Here is a 24,722-nt window from a genome sequence, read left to right on the forward strand (position 1 = left end):
ACCTCATGACACGCGCGGTCCGCACTCCGGCCGGCACCCGGCCGGCCCTGGCCGCGGCCCTCGTGCTCACCCTCGTCGCGGGCGGCTTCGCGGCCTGGACCGGCCAGGGCTGGTACGCCGCGGCCCACGACGACACCGCCGCGTACGCCGCCGAACGCGACCGGGCGCTCGCCGCGGGGGAGCAGGCCGTGCAGAACCTCAACACGCTCGACCACCGGCAGGTCGACCGGGGGCTGGACCTCTGGGAGTCCTCCACCACCGGCGAGCTGCACGAGCAGCTCGTCGGCGGCCGGGAGGAGTTCGCCGACCAGGTGAAGGCGGCGAAGACGGTGACGACGGCGCGGGTGCTGTCCGGCGCCGTCACGGAACTCGACGACCGGTCGGGGCGGGCCCGGCTGCTCGTCGCCCTCCGCGTCACCGTCACGACGCCGGACAACAAGAGCACCGACAAGGACAGCCGCATGCTGGGCGAACTCACCCGCGCCGACGGGCAGTGGAAGCTCAGCGGTCTGGGGCAGGCCCCCGTGGGGGGCACGGCGGCCGGCTGACGCCCGGCCGCCCCCGAGAGCCGCCAGCACCCGAAAGGACACCGCACCATGCCGACGCCCCGCCACCACCTCAACCGCGAGCGCCGCCGCCAGGCCCGCGCCGACCAGCCGGCCGCCGACGCCAAGGCCCCCGTCGGCCTCCTGACCGGGCCCGCGCCGGCGCCGCGACGGCGCACGGCGGCGAAGCCCGTACCGGAGGAGGGGGGGTCCGGGGCGGCGGAGCGGCACGGGGACGGCCGGGAGGCCCGGCCGCGGCGGCACCGCGTCCCCCTCCTCGTCCTGTGCGTCCTGACCCTCCTGCTCGGCGGCTTCGCGGGTTGGGCGCAGAGCAGGGCGGGCGAGCTGCGCGACGACCCGGCGCGCGGGAACACGGCCCTCACCGACCCGGCCCGCACCAGCGAGATCAAGGGGCAGACGGCCGTGGCGGTCGCCGCCCTCTTCTCCTACGACCACACCGACGCCGCCGCCTTCGAGCGGGCCGGGAAGACCTTCCTCACCGGCAAGGCCGTCGAGCAGCACCGGACGCTCTTCGCCGGGGTGCTGGCCCAGGCCGCCGCGCAGAAGTCGGTGATCACCACGACCGTCACCGACAGCGCGGTCGAGCGGATCGACGGTGACCGCGCCCGCGTGCTGGTCTACGCGGACCAGAGCAGCGTGAGCACGGCCGGCACCCCGAAGCCGAAGGCGGGCAAGGGGCAGCCGAAGGCCCAGGCCCAGGCCCAGTCCCAGGACCAAGGGGTCTACGCGGGCGCGATGTTCGCCGTGGACGTCGTCCGGCGCGACGGGACCTGGCTGGTCGAGGGCATCGACACCTTCGGCCGCTGAGCCGCCCGGCCTAGCGCGGCCGGGTCGCGACGAGCACGGTCGCGTACCGGTCCTCGCAGGTCTCGAACCGGGGCGTCAGGCCGTGCGCGGCGACGGCGTCGGCCGCCGCCCCGGTCTGCCGCTCGCTCGTCTCGACGAACAGCCGCCCGCCCGGTGCCAGCCAGGCGGGCGCCTCGGCGGCCACCCGGCGCAGCACGTCGAGACCGTCGGCGCCGCCGTCGAGCGCGACGAGCGGTTCGTGCTCGCGCGCCTCGGGCGGCAGCAGGCCGACCTCCTCGGTCGGCACGTACGGCACGTTGGCGACCAGGATCTCCACCCGCCCGCGCAGCTCGTCGGGCAGCGGCGCGAAGAGGTCGCCCTCGTGGACGCGGCCGCCGCGCGGCTCGACGTTCCGGCGGGCGCAGCGGACGGCGGCGGGCTCGATGTCCGCGGCGTGGACCCGCGCGTCCGGGACGGCCGACAGCAGCACCGCGCCTGCCGCGCCGGAGCCGCAGCACAGGTCGACGCAGAGCGCGCCGGGCGCGGCCAGCGCCACGGCCCGCTCGACGAGGAACTCGGTGCGCCGCCGGGGCACGAAGACCCCGGGGTCGACGGCGATCCGCAGCCCGGCGAAGTCCGCCCAGCCGACGACGTGTTCCAGGGGGAGGCCGCCGGCCCGCCGCTCGACGAGCACGTCGAGTTCGGCGGCGTCACGGGCGGCTTCGATGAGGAGTTCCGCCTCGTCCTCGGCGAACACGCAGCCCGCGGCGCGGAGTCGGGAGACGATGGTGGGGCGGAGGGAGACGGTGGGGTCGAGCGACATGGGGGAGAGACCTTCCGGGAAGCCGTGCGGAGGCTCCCGCGGCCGCTACGACCGGACCGGTGCGACGGCCGCCGAGGGGGAGCTTCCTGCCTGCGTGGTGCGGATCGAACCCACCTCCTTCGGTTGCCGTGTGCGGAGCCCGATGATCGTACCCCAGGGCCGGCGCCGGGCCGCGGCCCGGCGCCGGCCCGTGCGGGACTCAGCCGAGCAGCGCCTCGATGGCCGCGACGACCTCGGGGGCCTCCGGCTCGGTGCGCGGGCGGAAGCGGGTGACGGTGCCGTCGGCGGAGATCAGGAACTTCTCGAAGTTCCACTGCACGTCACCGGCCTCGCCGTCGGCGTCCGCGACCCGCGTCAGCTCGGTGTAGAGCGGGTGCCGGCCGTCGCCGTTGACCTCGGTCTTCTCCAGGAGCGGGAAGGTGACGCCGTACGTCGTCGAGCAGAAGCTCTGGATCTCCTCGGCCGTACCCGGCTCCTGCCCGAGGAACTGGTTGCAGGGCACGCCCACGACGGTGAGCCCGCGCTCGCCGTACGTCTTCTGGAGCCGCTCCAGGCCTTCGTACTGCGGGGTGAGGCCGCACTTGGAGGCCACGTTCACGACCAGCACGGCCTTGTCCCGGTAGTCGGCCAGGGAGACCGGCTCGCCGGCCAGGTTCTTCAGCGGGATGTCGTACAGACTCATGGGGGCTCCTCGTCGAGACTAGGGTGTGATGACAACATGAGTGAAGAACCCCTGGCAATCGCGGTCGATTCCGCCCCCGGCGCGTCGCGCCGCCTCGTCCGCTGCCGCCTCTGCGGCCGCCCCCTGACCGGCGCGGACTCCCGCCGTACGGGACTGGGCCCCACCTGCGACGCCAAGCTCCACCCGCCGGCCCCCGACATCCGCACCCGCCGCCACGAGGTAGACCAGGACCCGCTGCCGGGCCTGGACCCCTAGCCGGCCGAGGCGATGAGCCCGGAGTACGCCGGCCACCGCTCCTCCTGCCCGAGCGCCAGCAGCGCGACCTTGCGGGCGAGCAGGGGATCGGGGTGGGCGGCGAGCCGGGCGGGCGCGTGCTCGACGAGCCAGGCCTGGAGCTCGGGCAGGAGGACGCCGTCCAGGTCCATGTACCAGGGCAGGACGGACGAGTCGTCGTTGAGCAGGTCCTCGATCCGGTACGCCACCCAGTCGGCGAGGTGCCGGTCCGCCGTCCCGCCCCGGGGCGCGGCCGCCCAGACGTCGTGCACGGGCGCGAGCGACCGGTGGATCTCCACGCACAGCTCCCACACCGCCCCCACCCCGTACACGGGCGCGGGGTCGGCGAGCGTCTCCCGCCACCACACGTCGAGGAAACCGGCGATCGCCCCGGCCTGCTCGGCGGGCCATTCCTGCCACCGCACCCGGCCGAGACCGGCGGGGGCGTACCCCATGCCGGAGAACCGGCCGTCCGCGAGGTGGTGGAGGAACTCCGGCAGCACCCGCCGCAGCACCGCCGGGTGGTCGCCGAAGTGCCCGGGCTCCTTGTGGAAGAACCGGCGTGCCAGGTCGTCGCCCAGCGGCGTCCGGGGCACCGCGAGGAGCGCCAGCTCCTCCGCCCCGTAGCAGCGGAGGCACCCGTCGGCGGGAGCCGTCATGCCGCCGAAGACGGCGTCGACGCGGCGGAGGGCGGCGGTCAGTGCGGGAGAGGTCACGGCGTGGTCCTGACGGGACTCCGTCCGGGGCGGCGCCCGGCGAAGAGCGCGACGATACCGGTCGCCAAAAGCGGTGGCCAGGGATTTAACGTTCCGTCAGGGTGGTCCGTCATGAGAGCGAAACCCGCGGCACACCACCCATCGGAGTCCTGAACATGTCCACCCTGCGCGTCACCGCCGAAGTCCTCACCGTCCACCCCCACCCGAACGCCGACGCCCTCGAACTGGCGCAGGTCGGCCTCTACCGGGCCGTCGTCGCCAAGGGCGCCTACCGGACCGGGGACACCGCCCTCTACATCCCGGAGCAGGCGGTGCTGCCCGCCGGGCTCGTCGCCGAGCTGGGGCTGACCGGGCGGCTGGCCGGGAAGGCCTCGGACCGGGTGAAGGCGGTGCGGCTGCGCGGGGAGCTGTCGCAGGGGATCGTGTGCCGGCCGGGCGCGCTGGCCGGGGTCGACCTGGCGCGGGCCGCCGCCGACGGGACCGACTTCGCGGAGGCGCTCGGGATCACCAAGTGGGTGCCGCCGGTCCCGCCGACCATGAGCGGCGACGTGGAGGCCGCGCCCGACCTGCTGCCCTGGGTCGACATCGAGAACCTGCACCGCTACCCCGGAATCTTCGAGCCCGGCGAGGCGGTCGTCCTCACCGAGAAGATCCACGGCACGGCCTGCCTGCTGACGCACGTCGCCGGGGAGGGGCGGACGTACGTGTCCTCCAAGGGCTTCGGCGGCAAGGGCCTCGCCCTCCGGGAGGACCCGCGCAACCTGTACTGGCGGGCCGTCCGCGCGCACGGCCTGCCCGCCGTCGCCGCGCGGCTCGCCGCCCGGCTCGGGGCGACCCGCGTCGGCCTCTTCGGGGAGGTGTACGGCTCCGGCGTCCAGGACCTGGCGTACGGCGCCGACGCCCGCCGCGAGGCCGTCGGCTACGCCCTCTTCGACGTCTCCGCCGAGATCGACGGGCAGGTCCGCTGGCTGGACCCGGCCGAGGTCCTGGAGCCGGGCGAGGTGCCGCTCGTACCGCGCCTGTACGAGGGCCCGTACGACCCGGACACCGTCCTCGCCCACGCGAGCGGCGCCGAGACCGTCTCCGGGCGCTCCGCCCACCTCCGGGAGGGCGTCGTCGTCCGGCCGGCCGTCGAGCGGTACAGCCCGGTCACCGGCGGCCGGGCCGTCGCCAAGGCGGTCAGCCCGGCCTACCTCACCCGCAAGGGCGGCACCGAGTACGAGTGACGCGGCCGGTCAGGACAGCGCGCGGAACAGGCCCTCCTGGACCACCGAGACGAGCATCCGGCCCTCCCGGTCGTAGATCCGGCCCCGGGCCAGTCCCCGGCCGCCGGTCGCGACCGGGGACTCCTGCTCGTACAGGAACCACTCGTCGGCCCGGAAAGGCCGGTGGAACCACATCGCGTGGTCCAGGGACGCCATGTCGAAGCCGCGCGGGCCCCAGAGCGGCTCGACCGGGATCCGCACGGCGTCGAGCAGGGTCATGTCGGAGGCGTACGTCACCGCGCAGGTGTGCACCAGCGGGTCGTCGCCCAGCGGCCCGACCGCCCGCATCCACACCGCGCTGCGCGGGTCCGCGCCCTCGACCTCGTCCTTCGTCCAGCGCAGCCGGTCGACGTACCGGATGTCGAAGGGCTGGCGGCGGGCCATCCGCTCCAGCGCCTCCGGCAGCGCCCCGAGGTGGTCCCGGATCTCGTCCGCCAGCCTCGGCAGGCTCTCCGGGTCCACCAGGTGGCGCGGCGGCAGCTGGTGCTCGAAGCCCGCCTCCTCCGGGAGGTGGAAGGAGGCCGTCAGGTTGAAGATCGTCCGGCCCTCCTGGACGGCCGTGACCCGGCGGGTCGTGAAGGAGCGCCCGTCCCTGACCCGTTCCACCTGGTAGACGATCGGCACGCCCGGCCGGCCCGGCCGCAGGAAGTAGGCATGCAGCGAGTGCACCGGCCGGTCCGCGTCCACGGTCCGCCCGGCCGCCACCAGGGCCTGCCCGGCGACCTGCCCGCCGAAGACCCGTTGCAGCGACTCCTGCGGACTGTGCCCGCGGAAGATGTCGACCTCGATCCGCTCCAGGTCGAGCAGGTCCACGAGCTTCTCGGCGGGATTGGTCACGAGCGTCCTCCTCGGGAAGGGTCTACAGCTGTCCGACCGACGTCACGCGGACGACCGCCCGGCCCTCCTCGTCGGAGGCCGCCAGGTCCACCTCCGCGCTGATGCCCCAGTCATGGTCGCCGTTCGGGTCGGCGAAGGTCTGCCGGACGCGCCACAGGCCGTGCGCCGCGTCCTCCTCGATCGCGAGCAGCTTCGGGCCGCGCGCGTCCGGGCCCGTCCCCAGGTCGTCGTACTCGTCCCAGTACGCGTCCATCGCCTCGCCCCACGCGTCCGCGTCCCAGCCGGACTCGGCGTCCATCTCGCCCAGCTCGCCGACCTTGTCGAGCGCCGCCAGCTCCACCCGCCGGAACATCGCGTTGCGCACCAGGACGCGGAAGGCGCGCGCGTTGGCCGTGACCGGCTTGACCTGGTCGGCCTTCTCCTGCGCCTCCTCGGCGGTCTGGACCTCCGGGTTGGCCAGCTGCTCCCACTCGTCGAGCAGCGAGGAGTCCACCTGGCGCACCATCTCGCCGAGCCAGGCGATCAGGTCCTCCAGGTCGTCCGTCTTGAGGTCGTCCGGGATGGTGTGGTCGAGCGCCTTGTACGCGCTCGCCAGGTAGCGCAGCACGATGCCCTCGGTCCGGGCCAGCTCGTAGTGGGAGGTGAACTCCGTGAAGGTCATGGCCCGTTCGTACATGTCGCGGATGACCGACTTCGGCGACACCGGGTGGTCGCCGACCCACGGGTGCGACTTCCGGTACACGTTGTACGCGTGCCAGAGCAGCTCCTCCAGCGGCTTCGGGTACGAGACCTCCTGGAGCCGTTCCATCCGCTCCTCGTACTCGACGCCGTCCGCCTTCATCCGCCCGACGGCCTCGCCGCGCGCCTTGTTCTGCATGGCGGCGAGGATCTGGCGCGGGTCGTCGAGCGTCGACTCGACGACCGACACCATGTCGAGGGCGTACGACGGGGACTCCGGGTCGAGCAGGTCGAAGGCGGCCAGCGCGAACGTCGACAGCGGCTGGTTCAGCGCGAAGTCCTGCTGGAGGTCGACGGTCAGCCGGATGTGGCGGCCCTCCGCGTCCGGCGTGTCCAGCTGCTCCACCACGCCGCCGTCGAGCAGCGAGCGGTAGATCGCGATGGCCCGCCGGATGTGCCGCAGCTGCGCCTTGCGCGGCTCGTGGTTGTCCTCCAGGAGCTTGCGCATCGCCTCGAAGGCGTTGCCGGGCCGGGCGATCACCGACAGCAGCATGGTGTGGGTGACCTTGAAGCGGGAGGTCAGCGGCTCCGGCTCGGCGGCCTGAAGCTTCTCGAAGGTGGTGTCGCTCCAGGCGACGAAGCCCTCGGGGGCCTTCTTGCGGACCACCTTGCGGCGCTTCTTCGGGTCGTCGCCGGCCTTCGCGAGCGCCTTCTCGTTCTCGATGACGTGCTCGGGGGCCTGCGCCACCACGAAGCCGGCGGTGTCGAAGCCGGCCCGGCCGGCCCGGCCCGCGATCTGGTGGAACTCGCGGGCGCGCAGCGTGCGCACCCGGTTGCCGTCGTACTTGGTGAGGGCGGTGAAGAGCACGGTGCGGATCGGCACGTTCACGCCGACGCCGAGGGTGTCGGTCCCGCAGATCACCTTGAGCAGGCCCGCCTGCGCCAGCTTCTCCACGAGCCGCCGGTACTTCGGCAGCATGCCGGCGTGGTGCACGCCGATGCCGTGGCGGACGTAGCGGGAGAGGTTCTGGCCGAACTTGGTGGTGAAGCGGAAGTTGCCGATCAGCTCGGCGATCCTGTCCTTCTCCTCGCGCGTGCACATGTTGATGCTCATCAGCGACTGCGCCCGCTCGACGGCCTGCGCCTGCGTGAAGTGCACGATGTAGACGGGCGCCTGCTTGGTCTCCAGGAGCTCGGTCAGGGTGTCGGTGATGGGCGTGAGCCGGTACTCGTACGAGAGCGGCACCGGCCGGGTCGCCGAACGGACCACCGAGGTCGGGCGGCCGGTGCGCCGGGTGAGGTCCTTCTCGAACATCGACACGTCGCCGAGCGTCGCCGACATGAGGACGAACTGCGCCTGGGGGAGTTCCAGCAGCGGGATCTGCCAGGCCCACCCCCGGTCCGCCTCGGCGTAGAAGTGGAACTCGTCCATGACGACCTGGCCGATGTCGGCGTCCTTGCCGTCGCGCAGCGCGATCGAGGCCAGCACCTCGGCCGTACAGCAGATGACCGGCGCGTCCGCGTTCACGGAGGCGTCGCCGGTCAGCATGCCGACGTTCTCCGTGCCGAAGATCTTGCACAGGTCGAAGAACTTCTCCGACACCAGCGCCTTGATCGGCGCCGTGTAGAAGGTGACCTGGTCGTTCGCGAGCGCCGTGAAGTGCGCTCCGGCCGCCACCAGCGACTTCCCGGACCCGGTCGGGGTCGACAGGATGACGTTCGCCCCCGAGACCACCTCGATCAGCGCCTCCTCCTGCGCCGGGTAGAGCGAGATGCCGCGCTCCTCGGCCCAGGAGGAGAAGGCCTCGAAGAGGGCGTCGGGGTCGGCGGTCGGCGGCAGCTGATCGATAAGGGTCACGTCCCCATCTTGCCTGCATTCCGCCCGGATGAGGGAACCGGCCGTCGAACGTGAAGATCACGCCCGATAGGCTGCTCCGTCGACCGGTCGTCAACTCGGCGCCGGCAGGGGAGAAACGGGGCGGAACCGACCATGATGGGACCGGCGCACTCGCTGTCCGGAGCGGCGGCCTGGCTGGGCGTGGGAGCCGCCGCGGCCGCCTTCGACCACCCGATGCCCTGGCCGGTGCTGCTGGTCGGCGCGCTGCTCTGCGCGGGCGCGGCCCTCGCCCCCGACCTGGACCACAAGTCGGCCACCATCTCACGCGCCTTCGGCCCCGTCTCGCGGGGCCTGTGCGAGATCGTCGACAAGCTGTCGTACGCCGTCTACAAGGCGACCCGCAGCCCCCAGGACCCGCGCCGCTCCGGCGGCCACCGCACCCTCACCCACACCTGGCTGTGGGCGGTCCTCATCGGCGGCGGCTGCTCGGTCGCGGCCGTCACCGGCGGCCGCTGGGCGGTCCTCGCGATCCTCTTCGTCCACCTCGTCCTCGCCGTCGAGGGCCTGCTGTGGCGGGCCGCGCGGATGTCCAGCGACATCCTGGTGTGGCTGCTCGGCGCGACGAGCGCCTGGATCCTCGCCGGGGTCCTGGACCAGCCGGGCAACGGCTCGGACTGGCTCTTCACCGGCCCCGGCCAGGAGTACCTGTGGCTGGGCCTGCCGATCGTCCTCGGCGCCCTCGTCCACGACGTCGGCGACGCGCTCACCGTCTCCGGCTGCCCGATCCTGTGGCCGATCCCCATCGGCCGCAAGCGCTGGTACCCGATCGGCCCGCCGAAGGGCATGCGCTTCCGGGCCGGCAGCTGGGTCGAGCTGAAGGTCCTCATGCCGGCCTTCATGGTCCTCGGCGGCGTCGGCGGGGCCTCGGCGCTCGGCTTCTTCTAGCACGGCCCGGCCCCCGCCGGGCCGTGCCCCGCCCCGGGGATAACACGGTGTTATGGACGAACGGGATTACCCCGGTGTCCGGCGCGTGACGACCCTGGTTCCACCCACTCCCCCCACAGGCGGCACGTCCGCGTGCCGTCGGAGACGAGGAACCTTGCGTACGCACCGCATATGGGCGTCCGCCGCCGCCGCGGCGCTCTCCGTGCTCGCCCTGTTCGCGCCCGCCGCCACCGCGGCGGAGACTCCCGCCCCCGCCGCCGGCACCACGGCCGTCCAGCCGATCATCGGCGGAGGCTACGCCCAGAGCGGCCCCTGGGCGGCCCGGCTGCTCTCCAACGGCAGGGAGACCTGTTCCGCGACGATCATCGCCCCCACCTGGATCCTGACGGCCAAGCACTGCGTCACCGGGGGCGGCCTCTCCTTCCGGATCGGCAGCCTGGACCAGCACAGCGGCGGCACCCTCGCCAACGGGGTCCAGACCTACACCCACAGCGCCGACCTCGCGCTGGTCCGCCTGGACCGCTCCGTGACGGCGACCTACGCCCGGCTCGGCCAGCCCGGCTCCGTGACCGTCGGACAGAACGTCCAGGTCTACGGCTGGGGCGCCACCTCCCAGTGCGGCTCCGAGGCCACCTGTCAGTCCCGCTACCTCAAGGTCGCCAACGTGACGGTGACCGGAGGCTGCCGCGACGCGTACGGCGGCTCGGCGATCTGCGCCCGGCGCGGCGACGGCATCACCGCCGGCGGCGACTCCGGCGGCCCGATGATGGCGAACGGCGTCCAGGTCGGCGTGGCCTCCACCAGCGACCGCCAGACGACCACCGCCTACACCAACGTGACGGCCTACCGGTCCTGGATCCAGTCGGTCGCGGGCGTCTGACCGCCCGGACGGCCGTGCCCCGCCCCGCCGGGCGGGGCACGGCCGTCGCCCGGCGGGGCCGGGACCGGATCAGCCGTGCCAGGACCGCCACAGGGCCGCGTACGCGCCGTCCGCCGCGACCAGGTCGTGGTGGCTGCCCAGCTCGCTGACCCGGCCGTTCTCGACCACCGCGATCAGGTCGGCGTCGTGCGCGGTGTGCAGCCGGTGCGCGATCGCCACCACCGTCCGCCCGTCCAGGACCCGGCCGAGCGAGCGCTCCAGGTGCCGGGCCGCGCGCGGGTCGAGGAGCGAGGTCGCCTCGTCCAGGACCAGCGTGTGCGGATCCGCCAGGACCAGCCGGGCCAGCGCGATCTGCTGCGCCTGGGCCGGGGTCAGCGCCCTGCCGCCCGAGCCGACCTCGGTGTCCAGGCCCGCGTCGAGCCCGCGCGCCCAGCCGTCCGCGTCCACCGCGCCCAGCGCCGCCCACAGCTCCGGGTCCCCGGCCGCCGGGCGGGCCAGCAGCAGGTTGTCGCGGAGGGTGCCGACGAAGACGTGGTGCTCCTGGTTGACCAGCGCCACGTGCGTGCGGACCCGCTCGGCCGGCATCCGCGCCAGCTCGGCCCCGCCCAGCGTGACGGCGCCCGAGCGCGGACCGTAGATGCCCGCGAGGAGCCGGCCCAGCGTCGACTTGCCCGCCCCGGACGGGCCGACCAGGGCCAGCCGCGTGCCGGGCGCCACCGCGAGCGACACCCCGTGCAGCACGTCCACGCCCTCCCGGTAGCCGAAGCGCACGTCGGCCGCCTCGACCGCGCGGCCCTCGGGCTCCACCGACCCGTCGCCGGGCTCCGGCTCGATGTCCCGCACGCCCACCAGCCGGGCCAGCGACACCTGCGCGACCTGGAGCTCGTCGTACCAGCGCAGCACGATCCCGATCGGGTCGACCAGCATCTGCGCGAGCAGCGCTCCGGTGGTCAGCTGCCCGATGTCCATCCAGCCCCTGAAGACGCAGAACCCGCCGATGGCGAGGACCCCGCACAGCACCGTCGAGTGCGTCGCGGTGACGACCGGGAAGAGCACCGACCGCAGGTAGAGCGTGTACCGCTCCCACCGCGTCCACTCCCGGATCCGCCGGTCCGACAGCGCCACCCGGCGCGCGCCCAGCCGGTGCGCCTCGACCGTGCGGCCCGCGTCGACCGTCTCGGCGAGCGCGGAGGCCACCGCCGCGTACCCGGCCGCCTCCGAGCGGTACGCGGCGGGCGCCCGCTTGAAGTACCAGCGGCAGCCGGTGATCAGCAGCGGCGCGGCGATCACCACGGCCAGGGCGAGCGGCGGCGCCGTGAAGGCGAGCCCGCCGACCAGCAGCCCGGCCCACACCACGCCGACCACCAGCTGCGGCACCGCCTCGCGCATCGCGTTGGCCAGCCGGTCCACGTCGGTGGTGATCCGGGACAGCAGGTCGCCGGTGCCGGCCCGCTCCAGGACGCCCGGCGGCAGGCCGACGGCGCGGACCAGGAAGTCCTCCCGCAGGTCGGCCAGCATCTCCTCGCCGAGCATCGCCCCGCGCAGCCGGACCAGCCGCACGAAGAACGTCTGCACCGCGAGCGCCACGGCGAACAGCGCGACCGCGCTCCCCAGGTGGAGCTCCCGCGCGCCCTCGGCGAGCCGGTCCACCACCTGGCCGAGGACGTAGGGGCCCGCCATGGAGGCGGTCACGGCGACCGTGTTCACGACGACGAGCAGCACGAAGGCGCGGCGGTGCCGGCGCAGCAGTCCGCGGACGTAGGCCCGGACGGTCGTGCCGGCGGCGACGGGCAGGGTGGTGGCGGTCGTCGGGGCCGCCGGGTCGTACGCGGGCGGCGCCAGGCCGATCATGCGGTTTCCCCTTCCAGTGCTTCGGGTCCGGCCGCCGTCGCGGCCAGCTCGTCCTCCGTCTCCCGGGTGACGACCGCCCGGTAGCGCGGCTCCCGCGCCAGGAGCTCGCGGTGGGTGCCGTGGGCGACGGCCCGGCCCTCGTGGACCAGGACCACCCGGTCCGCGAGGTCCAGGAGCAGCGGCGACGAGGCCAGCACCACGGTGGTCGCCCCCGACCGCAGCTTGCGGACCCCGGCCGCGACGCGGGACTCGGTGTGCGAGTCGACCGCCGAGGTCGGCTCGTCGAGGACGAGCACCTCCGGGTCGGTCACCAGGGACCGGGCGAGGGCGAGGCGCTGGCGCTGGCCGCCGGAGAGCGAGCGGCCCCGCTCGGTGATCCGGGTCCGCATCGGGTCGCCGCCGGTGTCCACCGACGCCTGCGCGAGCGCGTCGAGCACGTCGTCGCACTGGGCGGCGGCGAGCGCGTCCTCCGGCCGGACCGCGCCGGACGCGGGCACGTCGAGCAGCTCGCGCAGGGTGCCGGAGAGCAGCACCGGCTCCTTGTCCTGGACGAGGACGGCCGTCCGGGCCGCGTCCAGCGACAGCTCGTCGAGCGGCACCCCGCCGAGGCGTACGGAGACGTGGTCGTCGCCCGGCTCGGCCGGATGCCCGCCGAGCCGCTCCGCCAGCCGGCCGGCCGCGTCCGGGTCGCCGCACACCACGGCGGTGAGCAGACCGGCGGGGGCGATCAGCCCGGTCAGCGGGTCGTACAGGTCACCGGCCGCCTTCGGCTCCCGCCCGCCGCCGGCCGGCGCGGTGGTCCGGCTCAGCGCCAGGACCCGCGCCGCGCGCTTCGCGGAGGGCCGCGAGAAGGCGTAGGCCATCGCGATCTCCTCCACGTTCCGCAGCGGGTGGTGGGTGAGCGCCACCGCGCCGTAGACGGTGACCAGCGCCCCGACGGTGATCGTGCCGTCGAGCGCGAGCCGGGCGCCGTACGCGACCACGGCGATCAGCAGCAGGCCCGGCAGCAGCACCTGGACGGCTGCGATCAGGGCCCACATGCGGGCGCTGCGGACGGCGGCCCGGCGGACCTCCTGGGAGGCGGTCCGGTAGCGGCCGAGGAACAGCTCCTCGCCGCCGATGCCCCGCAGCACGCGCAGTCCGGCGACCGTGTCGGAGGCGAGTTCGGTGGCCTTGCCGGCCTTCTCGCGCTGCTCGTCGGCCCGGCGGGTCGCGCGCGGCAGCAGCGGCAGCGCGGCCAGGGCGAGCGCGGGGACGCCCACCGCGACGACGAGGCCGAGCGCCGGTTCGTACACGACGAGCCCGACGCAGACGGCCAGGAGGGTGAGGACGGCGGCGGCGAAGCGCGAGAACGCCTCGACGAACCAGCCGATCTTCTCGACGTCGCCGGTGGAGACGGCGACGACCTCGCCGGCCGCGACCCGCCGGGTCAGCAGCGAGCCCAGCTCGGCGGTCCTGCGGGCGAGGAGCTGCTGGACCCGCGCGGCGGCGGTGATCCAGTTGGTGACGGCGGTGCGGTGCAGCATCGTGTCGCCGACGGCGATGCCGAGGCCGAGCGCCACGAGGACGCCGCAGCCGAGGGCGAGCCGCCCGCCGTCGCGGTCGATGACGGCCTGCACGGCGAGGCCGACGCCGACCGGCAGTCCGGCGATGGACAGCTGGAGCACCAACCCCCACAGCAGGGACCTCGCCTGCCCGCCGAGCTGCATGCGCCCCAGCCAGATCAGGAACCGGGTGCCCGAGCGGACGTCGGGCACCCCCGGGTCGGCGTACGGGAGTCGATGGATCTGCATGACGTCCCCAGGGGTGCTCGGGGGCGGACGGGGGGTGGGCCGGCGCACGCGGGCGCGCGTCGGCGGGGGTCCCGGCGAGGGACCCCGTGGGTGCGGACCCCGGGGTGCGGGATCCGTGCCAGGTTCGCCCTCCGCCGGGCCCCGCGGCAACGGATTTTCCGGCTCCGGCTCCGGCGGTACGGGGCGAGCCGGTCCGCCCCGCCCGTCACCCCTGCCCCGCGGACTCCTCAGGCCGCCGCTGCCCGGGGACGCCCCGGTCGTTCTGGAGCTCCAGGAGCTCCCGGAAGAGCCCCGGCGCCGCAGAGAGTTCGTCGAAGGTGCCCTCCTGCACGATCCGGCCGTGGCCGAGGACGACGATCCGGTCGGCGACCGCCACGTTGGCCAGCCGGTGGGTCACGAGCACGACCGGCCGCCCCTCGGCGACCTCCCGCAGCCCGGCGAAGATCCGGTGCTCGGCGCGGGCGTCGAGCGCGCTCGTGGGCTCGTCGAGGACGAGCACCCCCGGCCGGTAGAACGCCCGGGCGATCGCGATCCGCTGCCACTGCCCGCCCGACAGCTCGACCCCGCCGAACCACTCCCGGGCCAGCAGCGTCCCCCAGCCGCTGCGCAGCCCGTCCACCACCTCGTCCGCCCCCGACCGCTCGGCGGCCTCCCGCAGCGCCCCGCGCCCGCCGCGCGGCTGCCCGAGCGTGACGTTCTCCTCGGCGGAGAGCGGCCAGTGCGCGAAGACCTGCGGGACGACGGCCGTGTGCCGCCACATCGCGTACGCGTCGAGCTCGCGCACGTCCCGCCCGTCCCAGGTCACCGTGCCCTCCGTCGGCAGGTACAGGCCGGTGAGCAGCCGCGAGAGGGTCGTCTTGCCGGAGCCGTTCTCGCCGACCAGGGCGACGATCTCGCCCGCCCGCACCTCCAGCGTGACGTCGGTGAGGGCGGGCCGGTCGGCGTCCGGGTAGGCGTAGCCGAGCCGTTCGGCGCGGACGGCCTTCGGCGGGCCGGGGACGACCGTGCCCCGGTCCAGGCGGTGGCCGCCCGCCTCCGCGATGAAGTCGGCCCAGTCGTCGACGTACAGCCCGGTGCGGAAGATCCGGGTGCCGTAGCCGACGATCCCGTACAGGTTGCTGCCGACGGTCTGGAGGGCGAAGACCGCGGTGCCGGCCGAGGCGAGCGTCATGCGCCCGGAGGCGAGCAGCAGCACCAGCGCGCCCCACATCACGGCGGAGGCGACGCCGCCGGCCGCCGATCCGGCCATCGCCCAGCGCGAGCCGCGGTGGATGGCCCGGTCGGTGACGGCGTCCACCCGGGCGCCGATCTCGCGGTAGCGGCCGAGGAGGAAGCCGAACATGGTGCCGGAGCGGAGCTGGTCGGCGATCTGCCGGTCGGCGATGTACCAGCGCAGATGGCCCAGGGTGCGCCGCTCGGCGGAGACCGCCCGGCTGCTCTCCCACTGGAGGTGCGCGCCCTTCATCCGGGCCAGCGCCTGGGGGAGGACCGCGAGCACGAGCAGCGGCAGCAGCACGGGGTGGAGGACGGCGACGACGCCGGCGGCGGCGATGATCGAGGCGAGGCAGGACATCAGCATCTGCGACTCGGTGATGAGGTCCTTGGCGACGTCGGCGCCCCGGTCGGCGTGGTCCCACTTGTCGTTGAAGCCGGGGTGGTCGTACGCGGTGAGTTCGGCGTTCGCCGCCGCGTGCAGCATCTCCAGCTCGGCCTCGCGGGAGATCCGGGGCGAGAGGCGCGAGGAGACGTCGGAGATCACGATGCCGAGGACGGCCCGCAGCCCGACGGCGGAGGCGATCAGGGCGAGGGAGGGCAGCGCCTCGGCGATCCGGTCCCGGATGGGGCCGGGGGCGATCAGCGAGGCGAGGGTGGAGCCGGTGGCGACGAGGCCGGTGGCCTCCAGGACGGCCGACAGGGCCTGGCAGGAGAGCAGCAGGGCGACGGCCCGCCGGTCCACCCGCCAGCCGAGCGCGAGCCCCTGGCGCACGAGGTGCGGAAGGCGGCGGGCCATCACCCACGGCGAGGTGGGCCTGCCTTCGAGGGCGGTGAGCTTGCCCGTCTGGTAGCGGTACTCCTCGGCGGGCGGCTGTTTCCGGTCCCGGGGCGCCGCCGGGTCGGCGGGCTGTCCCGCGGTGTCGGTGGTCTGCTCTGCGGTCACGGTGGTGTGTTCCCCCGTCCGGGTGACGACACGGAAGGGGAGGAGCTACCCAGCCGTGCCCCCGGCGCACCGCCCGGCGGGCGGTTCACCCGCCGGGGGGAACGCTTTCCGGACAGGCGCCGGGTCAGGGGCGCGTGGCCCGCTCCAGGGCGAGGAGCGCGGAGGCGTACCGGCGGCCGGTGGCGCGGTCCATGCCGATCTCGCACATCCGGTTGGCCGAGAGGTGCGCGTCGAAGGGACGGGCGGTGACCTCGGCGGCCTCGCGGGCGGTGGCCGAGGCGGTCAGTTCGGGGTGGAGCATGCCCCGGTCGCCGGCGAAGGCGCAGCAGCCCGCGTCGACCGGGACGACGACCTCCTCGGCGCAGAACCCGGCGATCTCGGTGAGCTTGTCCGCGTCGCCGAGGTGCCGCATCGAGCAGGTGGGGTGCACCACCGCGGACCCCACCCGGCGCCGTGCCTCCAGCCGGGGCAGGAGTTCGTCGGCGGCCCACACCAGGGAGTCCACGACGGTCAGTTCGGCGTGCAGCGCGCGGTTGTCGTCGGTGAGGTGGGGGACGACCTCGTGGGCGATGCCGAGGGTGCAGGAGGAGGCGTCGACCACGAGCGGCAGCCGGCCGCCCGCGGTCCAGCCCCAGGCGGCCTCCACGATCCGGTTGGCCATCACCGCGTTGCCCGCCTCGTACCCCTTGGAGTGCCAGATGGTGGCGCAGCACGTGCCGGCCACGTCCTCGGGGATCCACACGGGCCGGCCCGCCCGGGCCGAGACGGCGACGACGGCCTCCGGGAGGGAGGGGCCGGGGGTCCCGTCGGGATGGCCGAAGATGCGGTTGACGCAGGCCGGGTAGTAGACGGCGGCGGCCGCCGGGCGGTGGGTGCGGGGCAGCCGCCGGGGTGCCGCCCCGGGGATCTCCGGCAGCCACTCCGGTACGAGGTCGGGCCGGACGGCCCTGCGGGCGAGGCCGGTCACCCGCTCCAGGAGGCCGTCGCCCATCCGGCCGGCCGCGCCCACCGCGAGCCGCGCCGAGGCCTCCACGGCGCGGAAGTGCCGGGCGGCGAGCGCGGCGATCCGCTCCTCGCGCGGGGAGTGCCGGGCGTGCCGGAAGTCCTTCATCAGGGCGCCGGTGTCGATGCCGACGGGGCAGGCCAGCTTGCAGGTGGAGTCGCCGGCGCAGGTGTCGACGGCGTCGTAGCCGTACGCCTCCAGGAGCCGCTGCTCGACGGGGGAGCCGTCGGCCTGGCGCAGCATCTCGCGGCGCAGCACGATCCGCTGGCGCGGGGTGGTCGTCAGGTCCTGGCTGGGGCAGGTCGGTTCGCAGAAGCCGCACTCGATGCACGGGTCGGCGGTCCGCTCGACGGACGGGATGGTCTTCAGGCCGCGCAGATGGGCCTGGGGGTCCCGGTCGAGGACGATCCGGGGGGCGAGGACGCCGTCGGGGTCGATGAGTTCCTTGGTGCGCCACATGAGTTCGGTCGCCTTCGGGCCCCACTCCAGCTCCAGGAAGGGGGCGATGTTGCGGCCGGTGGCGTGCTCCGCCTTCAGGGAGCCGTCGAAGCGTTCGACGGTGAGCTTGCAGAAGTCGGCCATGAAGGAGGCGTACCGCTCGACGTCCGAGGGGTCGGCGGCGTCGAAGGCGAGCAGGAAGTGCAGGTTGCCGTGGGCGGCGTGACCGGCGACGGCCGCGTCGAAGCCGTGCCGGGCCTGGAGGTCGAGCAGTTCGGCGCAGGCCTCGGCGAGCCGGGCCGGGGGCACCGCGAAGTCCTCGGTGATCAGGGTCGTGCCCGAGGGGCGGGAGCCGCCGACGGCCGTCACGAAGGCCTTGCGGGCCTTCCAGTAGCCGCCGATGACGGCGGCGTCACGGGTGAAGGCGTTGTCGACGGAGGGGACCGGGGCGACCAGGTCGAGTCCGGCCAGGACCTCGCCGGCCGCCCGCTCGTACGCGGCCAGGGCCGGTTCGTCCGGCGCCCGGAACTCGACGAGGAGCGCCGTGGTGTCCTTGGGCAGGTCCGCCCAGTCGGCCGGGACGCCGGGCACCCGCACCGAGGCGCGCAGGGTGTTGCCGTCCATCAGCTCGACGGCGAGCGCCCCGGCCTCGTTGAAACGGGGCACGGCCGCCGCGGCGGCGGGCAGGGAGGGGAAGAAGAGCAGGGCGGTGGAGACCATCCGGTCGAGCGGCAGGGTGTCGAAGACGACCTCGGAGAGGAAGCCGAAGGTGCCCTCGGAGCCGATCATCAGGCCCCGCAGGATCTCCACCGGGGTGGCGCCGTCGAGGAAGGCGTCGAGGCGGTAGCCGTTGGTGTTCTTGATCCGGTACTTGGCGCGGATCCGGGCCGTGAGCTCGGCGTCGGCCTCGATCTCTGCCTTGAGCGCGAGCAGCCCCGCGCACAGGCGGGGCTCGGCGCGGGCCAGCTCCTCGTCGGCGGCGGGGTCGGCGGTGTCGACGACCGTGCCGCCCGGCAGCACGCAGGTGAGCGAGGCGACCGTCCGGTAGGAGTTCCGGGTGGTGCCGGCGGTCATCCCGGAGGCGTTGTTGGCGACGACCCCGCCGATCGTGCAGGCGACCGCGCTGGCGGGGTCGGGGCCGAGCACCCGGCCGTAGGGCGCGAGGGCGGCGTTGGCGCGGACGACGGTGGTGCCGGGGCGGATCCGGGCCCGGGCCCCGCCGTCCAGGACCTCCACGCCCGCCCAGTGGCGGCGGACGTCGACGAGGATGTCCTCGCCCTGCGCCTGCCCGTTGAGACTGGTGCCTGCGGCCCGGAAGACCACCTCGCGGCCCTTGCCGTGGGCGTAGGACAGCACGGCCGAGACGTCGTCGACGTCCTCGGCGACCACGACCACCTGCGGCAGGAAGCGGTAGGGGCTCGCGTCGGAGGCGTACCGCACCAGGTCGGAGACGCCCGAGAGGACCTTCTCGGGGCCGATCAGCGCCGCCAGGTCCTCCCGCAGCCGCCGTGGGGTGCCGCGCGCCTGGAGGTCCGGGACCCGGTCGGGGGCCGGGGTCCGCTTCCGGCCCGGGCTGAGGGCCCGCGGGTTCGGTTCCAGCAGCGGCATGGCACGGCTCCCCTCGGCACGGGCGCCGGCGGGGTCAGCAGCCGCTCTCCGGGACGGGCCCGGCCAGGGCGGTCAGCAGGCCTCCGAGCTCCTCGCGCTGTTCGACGGTCAATGGAGCCAGGATGTCCTCTGCGGCGGCCCGGCGCGCGCTGCGCAGCTCCCACAGCGTGGCGCGCCCCTCGTCGGTGAGCTCGATCCGCACCACCCGGCGGTTGCTCGGGTCGGGCACCCGGCGCACCCGCCCGGCGGCCTCGAGGCCGTCGACGAGGCTGGTCACGGCGCGCGGGACGACCTCCAGGCGGGCGGCGAGGTCGGCCATCCGGGGCGGGGCGTCGCCGAAGTGCGCGACCAGGCGCAGCAGCCGGGACTGCGCGGGGGTGATGCCGACCGGCTCCAGGTGGCGCTTCTGGATGCGGTGCAGCCGGCGGGTGAGCCGCAGCAGCTGCTCGGCGAGGAGCCCGTCGGGGTCGGGGGCGCTCACGGCGGGGGTGTCCATGGGGGAACAATATCAGGACCCCGCTCATTGTGAACATAGGTAAGAGTGAGCTACAGTCCGATGTGCGCCCCCGCGGCGCACCCCGCCGCCCCGACCCCCTCGAAGGAGCCCATGCGTCCCCACGACGAGTCCACCTGGACACCTCCGCCGCGCGATCCCGCGCAGCCGAGGGAGCCCGCCCAGCTGCGGCGGATCCTCGGCCTCTTCCGTCCCTACCGCGCCCGCCTCGCGCTCGTCGGCCTGCTGGTCGCCGCCGCCTCGCTGGTCTCGGTCGCCACCCCGTTCCTCCTCAAGGGGATCCTCGACACCGCGATCCCCCAGGGGCGCACCGGGCTGCTCAGCCTGCTCGCCCTCGGCATGATCGTCACCGCCGTCCTGACCGGCGTCTTCGGCGTGCTCCAGACCCTGATCTCCACCACGGTGGGCCAGCGCGTCATGCACGACCTGCGCACCGCGGTCTACGGCCGGCTCCAGCGGATGCCGCTGGCCTTCTTCACCCGGACCAGGACCGGCGAGGTCCAGTCCCGGATCGCCAACGACATCGGCGGCATGCAGGCCACCGTGACCTCCACGGCCACCTCCCTGGTCTCCAACCTGACCGCCGTCGTCGCGACCGTGGTCGCCATGCTCGCCCTCGACTGGCGCCTCACCCTCTTCTCCCTCCTCCTGCTCCCCGTCTTCGTCTGGATCAGCCGGCGGGTCGGCGGCGAGCGGAAGCGGATCACCACCCAGCGCCAGAAGCAGATGGCCGCCATGGCGGCGACCGTCACCGAGTCGCTCTCCGTCAGCGGCATCCTGCTCGGCCGCACCATGGGCCGCGCCGACTCGCTGACCGAGTCCTTCGCCCGGGAGTCCGAGCGCCTCGTCGACCTCGAAGTGCGCTCCTCCATGGCCGGGCGCTGGCGGATGTCCGTCATCGGCATCGTGATGGCCGCCATGCCGGCCCTGCTCTACTGGGCGGCCGGCCTCGCCGTGCAGGCCGGCGGCGCCGCGATCTCCCTCGGCACCCTGGTCGCCTTCGTCTCGCTCCAGCAGGGGCTCTTCCGGCCCACCGTGAGCCTGCTCTCCACCGGCGTCCAGATGCAGACCTCGCTCGCGCTCTTCCAGCGCATCTTCGAGTACCTCGACCTCCCGGTGGACATCACCGAGCCCGAGGAGCCCGTCCGCATCGGCGCCGTCCGCGGCGAGATCGGCTTCGAGAAGGTCCGCTTCCGGTACGACCCCGAGGGCGCGGGCCGCCCGACCCTCGACGGCATCGACCTCACCGTGCCCGCCGGCGGCAGCCTCGCCGTCGTCGGTCCCACCGGCTCCGGCAAGTCCACGCTCAGCTATCTCGTGCCCCGGCTCTACGACGTGACCGAGGGCCGGGTCACGCTGGACGGGGTCGACGTCCGCGACCTCGGCTTCGACACCCTCGCCGACGCGATCGGCGTCGTCTCCCAGGAGACGTACCTCTTCCACGCCTCCGTCGCCGACAACCTGCGCTTCGCCAAGCCGGACGCCACCGACGCGGAGATCGAGGCCGCCGCCAGGGCCGCCCAGATCCACGACCACATCGCCTCGCTGCCCGACGGCTACGACACCCTGGTCGGCGAGCGCGGCTACCGCTTCTCCGGCGGCGAGAAGCAGCGCCTGGCCATCGCCCGCACGATCCTGCGCGACCCGCCGGTGCTCATCCTCGACGAGGCGACCAGCGCCCTCGACACCCGCACCGAGCACGCGGTGCAGCAGGCGATCGACACCCTCTCCGCGGGTCGCACCACGATCACCATCGCCCACCGCCTCTCGACCGTCCGCGACGCCGACCGGATCGTCGTGCTGGACGCGGGCCGGATCGCGGAGAGCGGTTCGCACGAGGAGCTCATGGCCCGGGACGGGGCGTACGCCGCCCTGGTCCGCCGCGACGAACAGACGAACGCGGGAGCGGTTGTTCCCACGAACGTGTGATCGTTCCGGGATTCGTTGCCCAACTCCCGTGCGGCGTCGGATGATTACGGTGCGCAAGCGACGGGCTGCAGACCGCGACTGCGCTGTCCCACGAAACACCTGTACGAGGAGAAGCACCACCATGAACGTCATCACCGATCTGCTCGCCGGCGTCCTCCACTTCCTGGGCTGGCTCGTCTGACGCTCGCAGTTCCCGGCGCCGCCGGTCCCCCGTCCCAGGGGGCCGGCGGCGCCGCCGTGCGTCCACTCCGCGGCCGACCGCGAGGCCCGTCGGCCGGACGCGGCCGAGTTCAACGAGCGGCAGGGCCGGCAGCGGACGGAGTGGCGCCGATTGTGTGGTGAAAACGACCGATTCGAGTGGTATCGCGAGGGCGCCCGACTCGTTGGGCAGCGCATGAATCAGCTCAGACGACGTCGCTGGATCTGGTCGCCCATCACCTCCTGGCAGGCCAGGCGGCTGGCCCGGGTGACCGGGGTGGACTTCGACGATGCCTGGGTCGAGATCCGGCTCACCACCCATCCGGACGAGCGACATTTCGCCCTCGCCCATGACGTCCTCACCCAGGTCCTCCTCACCCGGAGCGCCGTCTACCTGGAGGAGGGGCTGCGGTACGCGCCGGAGGGCGGGACGCGGTACGCCCCGGAGGGGGGCGGTGCCCGGTACGCCCCGGGCGAGGGCGCGCGGTACGCACCGGGCGGCGGCCGGTACGCGCCCGAGGCGGGGCTGAGGTCGCCGGAGGGGGAGTGGCGGCCGCGCGACGGGTCCCTCAGGCCGTGAGCGGCGCCGGCTCCAGGGGGTGGTCCGGCCGGCGCGCGAGGAGCCGGCGGACCTCGGCCACCGCGGCGCGGCCGGCCCGGTTGGCGCCGATCGTCGAGGCCGACGGGCCGTAGCCGACCAGGTGGACGCGCTCGTCGAGAACCGCGCGGGTTCCCTCCATCCGGACGCCGCCGCCGGGGTCCCGCAGGCGGAGCGGGGCCAGGTGGTCGATGGCCGGCCGGAAGCCTGTCGCCCACAGGATCACGTCCGCGTCGACCGTGCGGCCGTCCGCCCAGACCGCGCCGGTCGGCGTGATCCGTTCGAACATCGGCCGCCGGTCCAGGACGCCGTTCGCCAGTCCCGCGCGGATCGCGTCGTTGAGCGGCAGTCCGGTCACCGAGACCACGCTGCGCGGCGGCAGACCCCGCCGGACCCGCTCCTCGACCAGCGCGACCGCCGCCCGCCCCTCCGCCTCGCCGAAGGGGCCCTCCCGGAAGACCGGCTCGCGCCGGGTCACCCAGGTGGTCGCGGCGGCGTGCTCCGCGATCTCCAGCAGGTGCTGGGTGGCCGACGCCCCGCCGCCCACCACGATCACCCGCCGGCCGGCGAAGGCCTCGGGACCCGGGTACCGGGCGGTGTGCAGCTGGGTCCCGAGGAAGGTCTCCTGTCCGGGGTAGCGGGGCCAGAAGGGGCGGTCCCAGGTGCCGGTCGCGTTGATCAGCGCCCGGGTCGCGTACACCCCCTCCGAGGTCTCCACCCGCAGCCGGCCGCCCTCGCCCTCCCGGACGGCGGTCACGTCCACCGGCCGGTGCACCCCGAGGCCGAAGGTCCGCTCGTACGCGTCGAAATAGGCGGCGATCACCTCGGAGGAGGGGCGGGAGGGATCGGCCCCGGTCAGCTCCATGCCCGGCAGGGAGTGCATCCCGTGCACCTTGCCGTAGGTCAGCGACGGCCACCGGAACTGCCAGGCGCCGCCCGGCCCGGGCGCGTGGTCGAGGACGACGAAGTCCCGGTCCGGCTCCAGGCCGGTGCGCCGGAGGTGGAAGGCGGCGGAGAGCCCCGCCTGACCGGCGCCGACGATCACGACGTCCACCGTACGGTCCACCACGTCCACCACAGAATCGTTCACGTTTCTACCAACCGGGGCGGGGGCCGGGATCTTCCCGGCCCCCGCCCGCCGGTCCGGCGGCCGGGGCCTCAGCGCCCGCCGCCGACCCCCGTGAGGCCCGCCGCGCCCGCCAGGAGCGGCGACGCCGGCACCGTCGTCAGCAGGCCGCGCTCCGCGAGCAGCGGGGTGACGCCCTCGCCGAACCAGTACGCCTCCTCCAGGTGCGGGTAGCCGGAGAGCACGAAGTGCTCCACGCCCAGGTCGTGGTACTCCTCGATGCGGTCGGCGATGTCCGCGTGGCTGCCGACGAGCGCCGTACCGGCCCCGCCCCGCACCAGGCCCACGCCCGCCCACAGGTTCGGGGCGATCTCCAGCCGGTCCCGGTCCAGCGCGCCGCCCCCGTGGAGCGCGAGCATCCGCTGCTGGCCCACCGACTCGCTGCGGCCGAGGAGCGCCTGCGCCGCCGCGACCGTCTCGGCGTCGAGGTCGGCGAGCAGCCGGTCGGCGGTCGCCCACGCCTCCCGGGAGCTGTCGCGGGAGATCGTGTGCAGCCGGATGCCGAAGCGGACGGTCCGGCCGCGCTCCTCGGCGAGCCGGCGGATCCAGTCGATCTTCTCCTTGACCTGCCACGGCGGCTCGCCCCAGGTGAGGTAGACGTCCGCGTGCTCGGCGGCGACCGGGCCGGCCGCCGGGGACGAGCCGCCGAAGAACAGCTCCGGCAGGGGGTCCGGCGGCAGCGCGGTGAGCCCGCCCTCCACCTGGTAGTGCTCGCCCCGGAAGTCGTACGGGCGCCCGCTCCACACGCCCCGCACGACGGACAGGAACTCGGCGGTGCGCGCGTACCGCTGGTCGTGGTCCAGGTGGTCGCCGAACCGCCGCTGCTCGACGGAGTCGCCGCCGGTCACCACGTTGAGCAGCAGCCGCCCGCGGGTGATCCGCTGGTAGGTCGCGGCCATCTGGGCGGCGAGCACGGGGGACAGCACGCCGGGCCGGAACGCCACCAGGAACTTGAGCCGTTCGGTGTGCTGCGCGAGCGCGACCGTCGTCAGCCAGGCGTCCTCGCACCACGTGCCGGTGGGCGTCAGCACGGCCTCGAAGCCGAGCCGCTCGGCCGCCTTCGCGATCTGCGCGAGGTACTCGACGTCCGGCGCGCGGACCCCGGCGACCGTGCCCGAGCGCGTCCGGGCGATGCCGCCGTCGGTGTAGGCGTGCCGGTCGACGAGGGTGCGCCCGTCGCCGCCGGTCGGCAGGAACCAGTGCAGGTGGACCGTCATG

Annotated in this window: 20 protein-coding genes; 8 read left to right on the forward strand and 12 right to left on the reverse strand. The window is 74.5% G+C overall.

Annotation, left to right across the window (positions count from 1 at the left end):
- The first annotated feature begins 5 nt into the window (after nt 1-5).
- Together ACFW6A_RS26380 and ACFW6A_RS26385 are read left to right on the forward strand one after the other, a co-directional pair.
- A complete protein-coding gene (locus ACFW6A_RS26380) occupies nt 6-548 on the forward strand; it encodes a nuclear transport factor 2 family protein (protein WP_351856579.1) in 543 nt (180 codons plus the stop codon).
- A gap of 48 nt (nt 549-596) precedes the next feature.
- Nucleotides 597-1,373, forward strand: a complete 777-nt coding sequence (locus tag ACFW6A_RS26385; protein WP_351856581.1) for a hypothetical protein — start codon at nt 597-599, stop codon at nt 1,371-1,373.
- 10 nt (nt 1,374-1,383) lie between these two features.
- On the opposite strand, the gene ACFW6A_RS26390 is transcribed toward ACFW6A_RS26385, so the two are convergent.
- Both ACFW6A_RS26390 and ACFW6A_RS26395 read right to left on the reverse strand, forming a co-directional pair.
- The gene (locus tag ACFW6A_RS26390; protein ID WP_351856583.1) at nt 1,384-2,175 is read right to left on the reverse strand and encodes a putative protein N(5)-glutamine methyltransferase; all 792 of its coding nucleotides are present in this window, start codon (nt 2,173-2,175) and stop codon (nt 1,384-1,386) included.
- Nucleotides 2,176-2,374: 199 nt separating this feature from the next.
- Complete coding sequence (locus ACFW6A_RS26395; protein ID WP_351854308.1) at nt 2,375-2,857, reverse strand: glutathione peroxidase; 483 nt, start codon at nt 2,855-2,857, stop codon at nt 2,375-2,377.
- Between the two features lie 36 nt (nt 2,858-2,893).
- On the opposite strand from ACFW6A_RS26395, the gene ACFW6A_RS26400 reads away from it, so the two are divergent.
- A complete protein-coding gene (locus ACFW6A_RS26400) occupies nt 2,894-3,112 on the forward strand; it encodes a DUF6011 domain-containing protein (protein ID WP_351854305.1) in 219 nt (72 codons plus the stop codon).
- Here the strand turns inward: ACFW6A_RS26400 and ACFW6A_RS26405 are convergent.
- Nucleotides 3,109-3,846, reverse strand: coding sequence for a hypothetical protein (locus tag ACFW6A_RS26405; protein WP_351854303.1), 738 nt, complete (start codon nt 3,844-3,846; stop codon nt 3,109-3,111). The two genes, ACFW6A_RS26400 and ACFW6A_RS26405, sit on opposite strands and share 4 nt — an antisense overlap.
- Nucleotides 3,847-4,001: 155 nt before the next feature.
- Between ACFW6A_RS26405 and ACFW6A_RS26410 the strand changes: the two genes are divergently transcribed.
- Complete coding sequence (locus ACFW6A_RS26410; protein ID WP_351854300.1) at nt 4,002-5,072, forward strand: RNA ligase (ATP); 1,071 nt, start codon at nt 4,002-4,004, stop codon at nt 5,070-5,072.
- A gap of 9 nt (nt 5,073-5,081) precedes the next feature.
- On the opposite strand, the gene ACFW6A_RS26415 is transcribed toward ACFW6A_RS26410, so the two are convergent.
- Both ACFW6A_RS26415 and ACFW6A_RS26420 read right to left on the reverse strand, forming a co-directional pair.
- Nucleotides 5,082-5,948: an acyl-CoA thioesterase II gene (locus tag ACFW6A_RS26415; RefSeq protein ID WP_351854298.1), complete on the reverse strand. Its 867-nt coding sequence runs from the start codon at nt 5,946-5,948 to the stop codon at nt 5,082-5,084.
- 22 nt (nt 5,949-5,970) lie between these two features.
- Nucleotides 5,971-8,484, reverse strand: a complete 2,514-nt coding sequence (locus tag ACFW6A_RS26420; RefSeq protein ID WP_351854295.1) for a DUF3516 domain-containing protein — start codon at nt 8,482-8,484, stop codon at nt 5,971-5,973.
- A gap of 132 nt (nt 8,485-8,616) precedes the next feature.
- Here ACFW6A_RS26420 and ACFW6A_RS26425 point away from each other — a divergent pair, with 132 nt between their 5' ends.
- Together ACFW6A_RS26425 and ACFW6A_RS26430 are read left to right on the forward strand one after the other, a co-directional pair.
- Complete coding sequence (locus ACFW6A_RS26425) at nt 8,617-9,408, forward strand: metal-dependent hydrolase (RefSeq protein ID WP_351854292.1); 792 nt, start codon at nt 8,617-8,619, stop codon at nt 9,406-9,408.
- Nucleotides 9,409-9,562: 154 nt separating this feature from the next.
- Nucleotides 9,563-10,288 (forward strand): trypsin-like serine protease, encoded by a 726-nt coding sequence (locus tag ACFW6A_RS26430; RefSeq protein ID WP_351854289.1) that lies wholly within the window; start codon nt 9,563-9,565, stop codon nt 10,286-10,288.
- Nucleotides 10,289-10,357: 69 nt separating this feature from the next.
- Here ACFW6A_RS26430 and ACFW6A_RS26435 read toward each other — a convergent pair whose 3' ends face one another.
- The 5 genes from ACFW6A_RS26435 to ACFW6A_RS26455 form a co-directional block, all read right to left on the reverse strand.
- Nucleotides 10,358-12,139, reverse strand: coding sequence for an ABC transporter ATP-binding protein (locus tag ACFW6A_RS26435; RefSeq protein ID WP_351854286.1), 1,782 nt, complete (start codon nt 12,137-12,139; stop codon nt 10,358-10,360).
- Complete coding sequence (locus tag ACFW6A_RS26440) at nt 12,136-13,932, reverse strand: ABC transporter transmembrane domain-containing protein (protein ID WP_386483815.1); 1,797 nt, start codon at nt 13,930-13,932, stop codon at nt 12,136-12,138. Before ACFW6A_RS26440 ends, ACFW6A_RS26435 begins: the two co-directional genes overlap by 4 nt.
- A 205-nt stretch (nt 13,933-14,137) precedes the next feature.
- Entirely contained in the window at nt 14,138-16,090 is a 1,953-nt protein-coding gene (locus ACFW6A_RS26445) for an ABC transporter ATP-binding protein (RefSeq protein WP_386643387.1), read from the reverse strand.
- Nucleotides 16,091-16,214: 124 nt separating this feature from the next.
- Nucleotides 16,215-19,139 carry an FAD-binding and (Fe-S)-binding domain-containing protein gene (locus ACFW6A_RS26450; RefSeq protein ID WP_351854280.1) on the reverse strand — a complete coding sequence of 975 codons (2,925 nt, stop codon included), beginning with the start codon at nt 19,137-19,139 and terminating at the stop codon, nt 16,215-16,217.
- Nucleotides 19,140-19,173: 34 nt separating this feature from the next.
- Nucleotides 19,174-19,620, reverse strand: coding sequence for a MarR family transcriptional regulator (locus ACFW6A_RS26455; RefSeq protein WP_351854311.1), 447 nt, complete (start codon nt 19,618-19,620; stop codon nt 19,174-19,176).
- A 126-nt stretch (nt 19,621-19,746) separates the two neighbouring features.
- Here ACFW6A_RS26455 and ACFW6A_RS26460 point away from each other — a divergent pair, with 126 nt between their 5' ends.
- Nucleotides 19,747-21,582: an ABC transporter ATP-binding protein gene (locus ACFW6A_RS26460; protein ID WP_386643390.1), complete on the forward strand. Its 1,836-nt coding sequence runs from the start codon at nt 19,747-19,749 to the stop codon at nt 21,580-21,582.
- Between the two features lie 394 nt (nt 21,583-21,976).
- On the forward strand, nt 21,977-22,360 hold the full coding sequence (locus ACFW6A_RS26465) for a hypothetical protein (RefSeq protein WP_386483820.1): 384 nt from the start codon (nt 21,977-21,979) through the stop codon (nt 22,358-22,360).
- Here the strand turns inward: ACFW6A_RS26465 and ACFW6A_RS26470 are convergent.
- Together ACFW6A_RS26470 and ACFW6A_RS26475 are read right to left on the reverse strand one after the other, a co-directional pair.
- Entirely contained in the window at nt 22,350-23,468 is a 1,119-nt protein-coding gene (locus ACFW6A_RS26470; RefSeq protein ID WP_386643393.1) for an NAD(P)-binding domain-containing protein, read from the reverse strand. The genes ACFW6A_RS26465 and ACFW6A_RS26470 overlap by 11 nt on opposite strands.
- 68 nt (nt 23,469-23,536) lie before the next feature.
- Entirely contained in the window at nt 23,537-24,721 is a 1,185-nt protein-coding gene (locus ACFW6A_RS26475) for an LLM class flavin-dependent oxidoreductase (RefSeq protein WP_386643396.1), read from the reverse strand.
- Nucleotide 24,722: the final 1 nt, after the last annotated feature.

Origin of the sequence: Streptomyces sp. NPDC058758 (assembly GCF_042746075.1) — a bacterium.
Classification (GTDB): domain Bacteria; phylum Actinomycetota; class Actinomycetes; order Streptomycetales; family Streptomycetaceae; genus Streptomyces.